The 10679-nt window shown below is 73.3% G+C and carries 10 protein-coding genes; 5 read left to right on the top strand and 5 right to left on the bottom strand.

Features of this window, described 5'->3' with window-relative positions; all coding sequences use genetic code 11:
• Together ACW0Q9_RS25080 and ACW0Q9_RS25085 are read right to left on the bottom strand one after the other, a co-directional pair.
• The coding region (locus tag ACW0Q9_RS25080; RefSeq protein WP_456185321.1) for an exo-beta-N-acetylmuramidase NamZ family protein at positions 1-777 on the bottom strand (777 nt) is incomplete at its 3' end.
• A gap of 53 nt (positions 778-830) precedes the next feature.
• Positions 831-1322, bottom strand: a complete 492-nt coding sequence (locus tag ACW0Q9_RS25085; RefSeq protein WP_456185322.1) for a glutathione peroxidase — start codon at positions 1320-1322, stop codon at positions 831-833.
• Between the two features lie 143 nt (positions 1323-1465).
• Between ACW0Q9_RS25085 and ACW0Q9_RS25090 the strand changes: the two genes are divergently transcribed.
• Complete coding sequence (locus ACW0Q9_RS25090) at positions 1466-3034, top strand: glycosyl hydrolase family 18 protein (RefSeq protein WP_456185324.1); 1569 nt, start codon at positions 1466-1468, stop codon at positions 3032-3034.
• Positions 3035-3104: 70 nt separating this feature from the next.
• Here ACW0Q9_RS25090 and ACW0Q9_RS25095 read toward each other — a convergent pair whose 3' ends face one another.
• Positions 3105-4094, bottom strand: coding sequence for an AraC-like ligand-binding domain-containing protein (locus tag ACW0Q9_RS25095; protein ID WP_456185325.1), 990 nt, complete (start codon positions 4092-4094; stop codon positions 3105-3107).
• 233 nt (positions 4095-4327) lie between these two features.
• On the opposite strand from ACW0Q9_RS25095, the gene ACW0Q9_RS25100 reads away from it, so the two are divergent.
• The 3 genes from ACW0Q9_RS25100 (at position 4328) to ACW0Q9_RS25110 (ending at position 7367) form a co-directional block, all read left to right on the top strand.
• Positions 4328-4822, top strand: coding sequence for a hypothetical protein (locus tag ACW0Q9_RS25100; RefSeq protein ID WP_456185327.1), 495 nt, complete (start codon positions 4328-4330; stop codon positions 4820-4822).
• A gap of 114 nt (positions 4823-4936) precedes the next feature.
• Positions 4937-6343: a class II 3-deoxy-7-phosphoheptulonate synthase gene (locus tag ACW0Q9_RS25105; RefSeq protein ID WP_456185329.1), complete on the top strand. Its 1407-nt coding sequence runs from the start codon at positions 4937-4939 to the stop codon at positions 6341-6343.
• Entirely contained in the window at positions 6336-7367 is a 1032-nt protein-coding gene (locus tag ACW0Q9_RS25110; RefSeq protein ID WP_456185331.1) for a threonine aldolase family protein, read from the top strand. The genes ACW0Q9_RS25105 and ACW0Q9_RS25110 overlap by 8 nt, the downstream gene beginning before the upstream one ends.
• A gap of 79 nt (positions 7368-7446) precedes the next feature.
• On the opposite strand, the gene ACW0Q9_RS25115 is transcribed toward ACW0Q9_RS25110, so the two are convergent.
• Both ACW0Q9_RS25115 and pknB read right to left on the bottom strand, forming a co-directional pair.
• Entirely contained in the window at positions 7447-8322 is an 876-nt protein-coding gene (locus ACW0Q9_RS25115; RefSeq protein WP_456185332.1) for a deoxyribonuclease IV, read from the bottom strand.
• Complete coding sequence (gene pknB / locus ACW0Q9_RS25120) at positions 8319-10298, bottom strand: Stk1 family PASTA domain-containing Ser/Thr kinase (RefSeq protein ID WP_456185334.1); 1980 nt, start codon at positions 10296-10298, stop codon at positions 8319-8321. Before pknB ends, ACW0Q9_RS25115 begins: the two co-directional genes overlap by 4 nt.
• A gap of 143 nt (positions 10299-10441) precedes the next feature.
• Between pknB and ACW0Q9_RS25125 the strand changes: the two genes are divergently transcribed.
• Positions 10442-10679: helix-turn-helix domain-containing protein (locus ACW0Q9_RS25125; protein WP_456185336.1), on the top strand; the 238-nt coding region annotated here is incomplete at its 3' end.

Genomic DNA, 10679 nt, shown 5'->3' on the forward strand with positions numbered 1-10679 from the left:
CAGGTCGGTGTCGGCGGCCAGCAGGTCACGCTTCCAGTTCCGGCACCGCACCACCTCCAGCTCCACCGGCCTTCCGGCGTCGGCGGGCAGGAACTCCGCGTTGAAGAACCGGGCCAGTTCGCCGACGGTCATGCCGTGCTGCTGGATGATCTCCTTCAGCCCCACGCCGGACGTGAAGCCGGGCGTCATCATCGGCCCGTACGCCCGCCCGCCGACCGGGTTGGGCCGGTCGAGGACGACGTACCGCCTGCCGACGCGGGCCGCCGCGACCATCGAGGTGTACATCGTCCAGATGTAGGTGTAGAAGCGGGCGCCCACGTCCTGGATGTCGAAGACGACGGTGTCCACATCGGCCTGGGTGAACAGGCTCTCCCACTTGGCCTGGCTGGCGCCGTACGCGTCGTAGACCGTGATGCCCGTGCGGGCGTCCGTCCCGGTGCCCTCGCTGCCGCCGGCCTGGGCGGACCCGCGGAACCCGTGTTCGGGGCCGAACGCCGCGACGACCTGCACGCGGCCCGACTCGTGCATGAGGTCGACCAGGTGCCGGTAGGCCGAGTCGACACCGGTGGGGTTGGACACCACCCCCACCCGCTGGCCGGCCAGGGCGGCGAAGCCGGAGTCGACCAGCACGTCCAGGCCGGTCGCCACCCGACGGATGCCGGGTACCGCCTGCCCCGGGGTGCCCGGCGCCGCCGCGGCGACCGCGCCCGCGGTGATCGCGCCGGCGCCGGCCAGGAATTTTCTGCGCTCCATCATGACCTCCTCGTCCGAGGTCATTGAAACTTAGCTACAGCTCGATGGCCGGTCAAGGAAGGTTCCCTACAAAGGCGTCAGCCGAGGGGCAGCACCTTCTCGATCGCGGCGCGCAGCTCCGGGGCGTCGGGCGTGACCGTGGGGGCGAACCGCGCGGCCACCGTGCCGTCCGGCGCGACGAGGAACTTCTCGAAGTTCCACCGCACGTCGCCGGTGTGCCCCTCGGCGTCCGGGATGGACACCAGCTCGGCGTAGAGCGGGTGCCGGTGCGGGCCGTTCACGTCGACCTTCTCGGTCAGCGGGAAGGTCACGCCGTAGTTGACCTGGCAGAACTCCTCGATCTCGGCGGCGGCGCCGGGCTCCTGGCCGGCGAACTGGTTGCACGGCACGCCGAGCACGGTGAGGCCCCGGTCCGCGTACTCGTCGGCGAGGGCCTGGAGGCCGGCGTACTGCGGGGTGAGGCCGCACCGGGAGGCGACGTTCACCACCAGCAGGGCGCGGCCGCGGTAGTGGTCGAGGTCGGCCGGGCCGCCGGAGAGAGCGTCGATCTGCACGTCGAAAACGGTCATGGGACGAGGCTACGGGCCCGTGCGGGCCGGCCGACGCCGGACCCGATGAATCGATGCATCTACATCTTGACGAAGTGATGACGCGTGAGTAGCGTCTCAGCATCCAATCTGGAAAGTTTCCTAACTGTTTGGGGAGACGCCGTATGAAGAGATCGCTCCGCCGGGCCCTCTGGGCCGGCGCCGTGGTCGCGCTCGCGGTCGCGGCGGTGCCGATGGCGACCGCCTCCGCCGCGGGCAGCGTCACCGCCACGTTCACCAAGGTCCAGGACTGGGGGACCGGTCACGAGGGAAGGGTGACCGTCACCAACGGCACCAGCGCCAGCGTCGACACCTGGCGCATCGAGTTCGACCTGCCGGCGGGCACCACCATCAGCAGCTCCTGGGATGCCGACGTCACCAGCAGCGGCAACCACTACGTGGCGGTCAAGAAGAGCTGGGCCGGCCCGCTCGCCGCCGGCGCCAGCTTCAGCTGGGGCTACAACGGCACCGGGGCGTACAAGGCGCCGCTGAACTGCACGGTCAACGGAGCGTCCTGCTCCGGCGGCACTCCTCCGCCGACGACGACCCCGCCGCCGCCCACCACGCCTCCGCCGAGCGGGAGCAAGAAGGTGGTCGGCTACTTCGCCGAGTGGGGCGTCTACGGCCGCAACTACCACGTGAAGAACATCCACACCAGCGGGTCGGCGGCCAAGCTCACCCACATCCTGTACGCCTTCGGCAACACCACCGGCGGCCGGTGCAGCATCGGTGACAGCTACGCCGACTACGACAAGGCGTACACCGCCGCGGACAGCGTCGACGGCGTGGCCGACACCTGGGACCAGCCGCTGCGCGGCAGCTTCAACCAGCTGCGCAAGCTGAAGAAGATGTACCCGCACCTCAAGGTGATCTGGTCCTTCGGCGGCTGGACCTGGTCGGGTGGCTTCACCCAGGCCGCGCAGAACCCGGCCGCGTTCGCCGACTCCTGCTACTCGCTGGTCGAGGACCCGCGCTGGGCGGACGTCTTCGACGGCATCGACGTCGACTGGGAGTACCCGAACGCCTGCGGCCTCCAGTGCGACAGCAGCGGCCCGAACGCGTTCAAGAACGTGGTCAGCGCGCTGCGGAGCAAGTTCGGCTCCAGCGCCCTGGTCACCGCGGCGATCACCGCCGACGGCAGCAACGGCGGCAAGATCGACGCGGCCGACTACGCCGGCGCGACGCCGTACCTCAACTGGCTCATGCCGATGACGTACGACTACTTCGGTGCCTTCAACGCCCAGGGGCCGACGGCGCCGCACTCCCCGCTCTACTCCTACACCGGCATCCCGCAGCAGGGCTTCTGGTCCGACGCGGCGATCCAGAAGCTCAAGTCCAAGGGCATTCCGTCCGACAAGCTCCTGCTCGGCATCGGCTTCTACGGCCGGGGCTGGACCGGCGTCACCCAGACGGCTCCCGGTGGCACCGCCACCGGACCGGCGCCCGGCACCTACGAGCAGGGCATCGACGACTACAAGGTGCTCAAGAACACCTGCCCGGCCACCGGCACGGTCGGCGGCACCGCCTACGCCAAGTGCGGCAGCAACTGGTGGAGCTACGACACCCCGGCGACCATCGGCGGCAAGATGACCTACGCGAAGAACCAGGGCCTCGGTGGCGCGTTCTTCTGGGAGCTCTCCGGTGACACCAGCAACGGTGAGCTGATCGGCGCCATCAAGGGCGGTCTCGGCTGAGCCGAGGGCCGACGCACCACCCACCCGGCGGGGAGGGGCCGCACCGGCCCCTCCCCGCACGGTCTCCCGTTCAGGTACGGATGCTGCGGGCCCGGTGCTCGCGGGGCGAGAACCCGTACGCGGCACGGAAGGCGCGGCTGAAGTGCGCCCGGTCCCGGAAGCCCCAGCGGGCGGCGACCCTGTGGACGGCGAGGTGCCGCAGCCCCGGGTCGGCCAGGTCCCGGAAGCAGCCGTCCAGCCGGGCCGTGCGGATCAGGGCCGCCACGGTCGTGCCGGTGTCGTCGAAGAGCCGGTGCAGTGCGCGCACCGACATGTGGTGCGCCTCCGCGACGGCGGTCGGCGTGAGCCCGGGGTCGGCCAGGTGCTCCCGGATCCACGCCTCCACCCGGGCCCGCAGGCCGGTGACCCGCACCTCCACCGGGAGTTCCCGTTCGGCCTCCAGATGCCGGGCCAGGGTGCCGGCGATCAGGTCCAGGGCGATCCGGTCGAGCCGCGGCGCGTCCGAGGCGTCGTACTGCTCGGGGTGGCCCACCAGCCGGCGCAGGAAGGTGGCCAACAGGGCGCCCATCCCGGTGTCGGCGGGGATCTTCGCGGCGAGCAGCGCCGCCACCCGGCGCGGCGGCAGCGGCAGCGCCCGGTGCGGCACCAGCACGGTCAGCGTCTCCAGCGCGTCGGCGGCCCGGTCCGGCACCTGCCGGGAGCCGTGCGGGCGGACGGTGTCGATGAGGGCGAAACCGGACGGGTCGAGCCGGCCCGACTGCCGCTGCTGCGACACCACGCCGTGGCCGTTCAGCGGCAGGGCGAGCTGGTAGAGCTCGGGGTCCGAGCTGTGGATCAGCCGGGGGGTACGGGACAGCTCCAGCGACGGGTACCGCCAGACGCCGAGCCGGACCACCCCAAGGTCGACGGCCCGGGCCGAGGCGGCGAAGTCGCCCGCGTGCGGGGTGCTGATCCGGGCCGCCGCCGACTCGCGGGCGACCACGTCCTGCCAGAAGTCGAACCGCTCGGCCGGGGGCAGCCAGGCGGTGTCGACCGATGCCACGGCGAGGATGACCGTCACCTCCTTCAGGGGTACGCCATTGTCGGTGCCCGCCGGCCCGGCGTCCACTCGTGGGGCCGGACGCCGATCCGCGCGCCGCTCTGGCCGGTCGGGGCGATCCGCGCGAGGATGGGCAGGTCGTCGGGGACCGGTGGCAGCCGCCGGGCGGCCCGGCGGGCCGGCATCCGACGACGTCGATGTGACAGACTCGCCGCTCGGCATGTCCCGATGTCCGCGCCGATGGAAGGGGACCGATGGGCCCGACGCACCCGAGAGCGGTGGCCGGCGGGGCGCTGCTCGCGCTCCTGACGGTCACGCTGGCCGGCTGCGGCCTCGGCGGCGGGGACGACCCCGCGGGCGCCCCCGCCAGCCAGTCGCAGCGGGCGCCGGCCGAGGAGGCGGCGACCAAGAGCCGGGAGCGGGTCCAGGCGTACCTCGACGCGATGGCGGCCAAGGACGTCGACGCCGGGCGCAGCCAGCTCTGCGCGCCCATGCAGGCCGCCTTCGACGGCGCCGCCACCGGCCCCAACGGGGACTTCGCCGACCATTTCACCGTCCCGCAGGCCACCATCACCGACGTCCGGTCCGGCCCGCACGGCCAGGAGGTCACCACCACGGTCACCGTCGCCGTCGGCTCCCGCAAGGCCACCCGGTCGCTGCTGTTCACCGTCACCCGTACCGGTGCCGACTGGTGCATCGCCGGCGAGGCGCCCGGCGGCAACACCCCGGGGCCGGCGGCCACCCCCTGACCCGGCACCCGTCCCGACCTGCGGCGGTTCCCGGATGTGGCGGTGATCTCCCAACCACCGGAACCGTCCCCCTCGGCGGCAGGCCGCCCCGGCCGTCGCCGTACGCTTTCTCCCATGCGCCATGAGTGGCATCAGCTGAGTCACCCCGCCGTGGGCAGCCCGGGGCTGCAGACCAGTCGCCCGACCGTCGACTCCGCCGAGGACGCGGCCCTCGGCCTGGACCGCTGGCGGGAGCTCCCGCGGGCGCAGACCCCGCCCTGGCCGGACCAGGAGCAGGTCGCCGAGGTCTGCAAGGTGCTGGACACGGTGCCGTCGGTGGTCGCCCCCTACGAGGTCGACCAGCTCCGGCAGCGGCTGGCCCTGGTCTGCGAGGGCAAGGCGTTCCTGCTCCAGGGCGGCGACTGCGCGGAGACCTTCGCCGACAACACCGAGAGCCACCTGCTGGCCAACGCCCGCACCCTGCTCCAGATGGCGATCGTGCTGACCTACGGCGCGTCGCTGCCGGTGGTCAAGGTGGCCCGGGTCGCCGGCCAGTACACCAAGCCCCGGTCCCTGCCGACCGACGCGCGGGGCCTGCCGGCCTACCGCGGCGACATGATCAACTCGCTGGAGGCCACGCCGGAGGCGCGGGTCGCCGACCCGCAGCGCATGATCCGGGCGTACGCCAACTCGGCCGCCGCCATGAACATGCTCCGGGCGTACCTGGCCGGCGGGCTGGCCGACCTGCACGCGGTGCACGACTGGAACAAGGGCTTCGTCAAGCAGTCCCCGGCCGGCGAGCGTTACGAGGCGATCGCCCGGGAGATCGACCGGGCGCTGGCCTTCATCCGGGCCTGCGGGATGACCGACGACGAGGCGCTGCGCACCGTCACCCTCTACTGCTCGCACGAGGCGCTGGCGCTGGAGTACGACCGGGCCCTCACCCGGATCTCCGGCGGCCGGGCGTACGGCCTGTCCGGGCACTTCCTCTGGGTCGGCGAGCGGACCCGGCAGCTCGGCGGCGCCCACCTCGACTTCATCTCCCGGATCGCCAACCCGATCGGGGTGAAGCTCGGGCCGACCACCACGCCGGACGAGGCCATCGAGCTCTGCGAGAAGCTCAACCCGGACAACGTCCCCGGCCGGCTCACCCTGATCAGCCGGATGGGCAACCACCGGGTCCGGGACGCCCTGCCCCCGATCGTCGCCAAGGTCACCGCCGCCGGCGCCAAGGTGGTCTGGCAGTGCGACCCGATGCACGGCAACACCCACGAGTCCTCGAACGGCTACAAGACCCGGCACTTCGACCGGATCGTCGACGAGGTGCTCGGCTACTTCGAGGTGCACCGCGGCCTGGAGACCCACCCGGGCGGCCTGCACGTCGAGCTGACCGGCGAGGACGTCACCGAGTGCCTCGGCGGCGCCCAGGGCATCGAGGACCTCGACCTGCCCGACCGGTACGAGACCGCCTGCGACCCGCGACTGAACACCCAGCAGTCGCTGGAGCTGGCCTTCCTGGTTGCGGAGATGTTGCGTGGCTGACGAACTGATCGATCTTCGTTCCGACACCGTGACCCGGCCGACCGCCGGGATGCGGGAGGCGATGGCCACCGCCGAGGTGGGTGACGACGTCTACGCCGAGGACCCGACGGTCACCGCGCTGGAGGCCGAGGTCGCCGCGATCTTCGGGCACGAGGCGGCGCTGTTCGCCCCGACCGGCTCGATGGCCAACCAGATCGCCCTCCAGCTCCTCGTCCCGCCGGGGGACGAGCTGCTCTGCGACGCCGACGCGCACGTGGTCACGTACGAGATCGGCGCGGCGGCCGCGTACGGCGGGATCTCGTCGCGGACCTGGCCGGCGGTGGGCGCGGAGATCGACCCGGAGGTGGTGGCCGGGATGGTCCGGCCGGACGGCTACTTCGCGGTGCCGACCCGGGCCATCGCCGTCGAGCAGACCCACAACCGGGGCGGCGGCGGGGTGATCCCCCTGGCCACCCTGCGCGAGCTGCGCCGGGTCGCCGACGACCACCGGCTCGCCCTGCACTGCGACGGCGCCCGGATCTGGCACGCGCACGTCGCCGACGGGGTGCCGCTGGCCGAGTACGGCGCGCTCTTCGACACCCTCTCGGTCTGCCTCTCCAAGGGCCTCGGCGCCCCGGTCGGCTCGCTGGTGGTCGGCAGCGCCGAGAAGATCGCCCGGGCGCGGTTCGTCCGTAAGCGGATGGGCGGCGGCATGCGGCAGGTCGGCATCCTGGCCGCCGCCGGCCGGTACGCCCTGGCGCACCACGTCGACCGGCTCGCCGAGGACCACGCCAAGGCCGCCCGGCTGGCCGAGGCGGTCGCCCCGTACGGGGTGCTCGCGACCGTGGTGCGGACCAACATCGTCCCGCTCGACCTGGCCAAGCACCCGCTCGACGCGCCCGCCCTGGCGGCGGCCGCCCGGGCGCAGGGCCTGCTGATCTCCGTGCTCGGCCCGCGTACGGCCCGCCTGGTCACCCACATGGACGTCGCCGACGCCCAGATCGACCGCGCCGCGGAGATCCTCACCGGCCTCCTCCGCGCCTGACCCCCTCGTTGATCAAGAGGTTTGCGTCATCCGCAGCGCGGATCCCGACGCAAACCTCTTGATCAACACGATTGGGGGGTCAGGGGTGGAGGCGTTTGAGGGTGGCGATGTCGGCGGCGTGGCCGACGTGCTTCTCCGTCGGGGTTTCCACCAGGACGGGGACGCCGGCGGTGGCGGGGTGGCGCATCAGCTCGGCGAACGCGGGCTCGCCGATGGTGCCCTTGCCGATGCTCTCGTGCCGGTCGCGGGTGGAGCCGCACAGGTCCTTCGAGTCGTTCGCGTGCACCAGCTTCAGCCGGTCGGCGCCCACCGCGGCGACCAGCGCGTCCAGCGTGGCGGTCATCCCGCCCTCGGCGGCCAGGTCGTGCCCGGCCGCCCACGCGTGGCAGGTGTCGAAGCAGACGCCCATCATCGGGTGCCGGTCCACCGCGTCCAGGTAGGGGCCCAGGTGCTCGACCCGGGAGGCCAGCGACCGGCCGCCCCCGGCGCTCGGCTCGACCAGCAGCATCGGCCCGCCGCCCGCCGCGCTCTCGTCGAGCAGCGGGAGCAGGGCCGTGCGGACCTGCCGCATGGCCGCCTCGGCGTGGCCCGCGTCGACGGCGCTGCCGGCGTGGAACACCACGGCCTCGGCCCCGATGGCCCGGCCCCGGCGCAGCGCGTGCGCCAGGGTCTCCGCCGACCGCTCGACCGTGGCCGGGGTGGGGGAGCCGAGGTTGACCAGCAGCGAGGCGTGGATGAAGACCGGCAGGCCCCGCTCGCCGCAGCCGTCCCGGAACAGCACGTCCTGCTTCGGGTCGCCCGCCGGCAGCGCCCAGCCCCGGGAGTTGGAGACGTAGACCTGCACCGCCTCGGAGCCGGCCGCGTCGGCGTAGGGCAGCGCCGCCTTGGCCAGGCCGCCCGAGGTGGGGGTGTGCGAGCCGACCCGCCGTCGCCCGCGCACGCTGTCGTCGCTCACAGGCAGGTCACCGTGACCGGGGTGCCGGGCGGCACCGGGGTGTTCTCGCCCGGGTTCTGGAAGCGGGCCACCCCGTTGGGGTTGAGCTGGATGTTGACCGGGAAGCCCTGGCTCTCCAGCACCTGCTTGGCCTGCTGGCAGGGCAGGTCGACGACCCGGGGGACGACCACCTGCGGCGGGCCCTTGCTGATCTCCAGCTTGACCTGGGCGCCCTTCTCCACGCCGGTGCCGTCGGCCGGGCTCTGGCCGAGGATCTCGTCCTTGGGCTTGTCGGAGTCCTTGTAGTTCTCCACCGGGGTCAGCCCGAGCTGGCCGAGGATGGTGCGGGCCTCGCCGAGGCTCTTGCCCACCAGGTTCGGCACGCTCACGGGGGCGCGGCCCTTGCTGAGGATCACCGTCACCTTCGCGCCCGGTTTGACCACCGTGCCCACCTTCGGGTCGGTGGCCAGCACCACGCCGGCCGGCAGCGCGTCGTCGTAGCGGGAGCTGCCCTTCACCGGCACCAGCTTGGCGTCGGTCAGCTCGGCCTGGGCCAGCTCGAAGTCCTTGCCCACCACGTCCGGCACCGGCAGCCGCTCCGGGCCGAGCGACAGGGTGAGGGTGATCGTGCCGCCCTTGACGATCCGGGTGGCGGAGACCGGGTCCTGGCCCAGCACCGTGTCCTTGGGGGTCTTGTCGTCGTGGCGGGGCTCGGCGTAGCGCAGGGTGAAGCCGCCCCGGGCGGCCTGCGCCTCCGCGTCGGCCTTGGTCAGGCTCACCAGCTGCGGGGCGACCGTGTAGCGGCCCACCCCGAACCACCAGCCGCCCACCGCGGCCACCAGGCCGAGCACCACGGCCGCCGCGGCGACCGCCAGCCGCCCGCGCGGCGACCCCATCACCCGGGTACGCAGCCCGGCCAGCCGGGTGCCCAGGCCCTCGTCCTCGACGGCGCGGCGCCGGTGCGGGCGCTGGCCGCCGCCCTCGGGCAGCCGGGCCCAGGCCGGGCGCTCGACCGGGTGGACCGCCGCCACCATCATGGTGGGCTGCGCGAGCACGGCCGTCTCGTCGCTCACCTGCCGCAGCACGGCGGTGTGCGCGTTGCCGTTGCCCAGCTCGTCCCGGGCGGTCTGCACCTCGGCCAGCAGCGCGCCGGCGTCGGCCGGGCGGGCGGCGGGGTCGCGCCGGGTGGCCCGGGCGACCAGCTCGTCGAGGACCGGGGGCAGCGCCGGCACCAGGGTCGACGGGGCCGGCACGTCCCGGTCGACGTGCTGCCAGGCGACCTCCACCGGGCGGTCGCCGTCGTAGGGCACCCGGCCGGTGAGCATCTCGAACAGCACGATGCCGGCGGAGTAGACGTCGGTTCGCGCGTCCGCGTGGCCCTGGGTGACCAGCTCCGGCGCGACGTACGCCACGGTGGCCATGAGCTGGTTGCCGTTCTCCTCCTCGGCGCTGGCCTCGACCGCGCGGGCCAGCCCGAAGTCGGCCACCTTGACCACGCCGTCCACCAGGCTGGTGCCGCCGGTGGGCGCCTCGGCGACCAGCACGTTCTCCGGCTTGACGTCGCGGTGCACGAGGCCGGCCCGGTGGGCGGCGGCGATCGCGGCGAGCATCTGCTCGGCGATCGCCAGCGCCTCGTCCGGGTTGAGCCGGCGCCGCTCGGCCAGCACGTCGCGGAGGGTGCGACCGCGCACGTACTCCATCACCAGGTAGGGGAGGCCGGCGTGGCTGCCCTGGTCGTAGACCGCCACCACGTTGGGGTGGGTGAGCCGGGCGATGGTCTTCGCCTCGTCGGTGAAGCGCTCGACGAAGCCGGCCATCCGGGCCCGGGCCTCGGGCGCCTGGGTCGGGTGAATGATCTTGACCGCCACGGTGCGCTCCAGGCGCTCGTCGGTGGCGGTGTACACGGTCGCCATGCCGCCGCGGGCCACGCGACCGCGAATGCGGTAGCGCCCGTCGATCAGCGAGCCCAGCAACGTGTCGGCGACCTGTGTGTCCATCGGCAGGCAGTCTATGTGTCGGGAGGGTGAAGGTTGAACAGGATGCTACAGCCGGGTTCGGACGGCCGTGGAACGCCGCACCCTCCCGCCGGGGTACGGGGTGCCGCCGACCGCCCCCGGCGGGCGCGTGGCAGGGTGGTCGGGTGACCGATTCCGTACCCGCCGCCACCGGCGCCGACCTGCCCGGGCCGACCGACCCGGCCGGCTGGCTGACCCTGCCGGACGTGGCCGAGCGCCTCGACCTGTCGATCAGCAAGGTGCACCAGATGATCCGCGACCGGGAACTGCTCGCGGTGCGCCGCGACGGCGTCCGCCGGATCCCGGCCGACCTGGTGGCCAACCGCACCGTGCTCAAGCACCTGCCCGGCGTGCTCAACCTGC

The sequence above is a fragment of the Micromonospora sp. I033 genome, assembly GCF_053890995.1.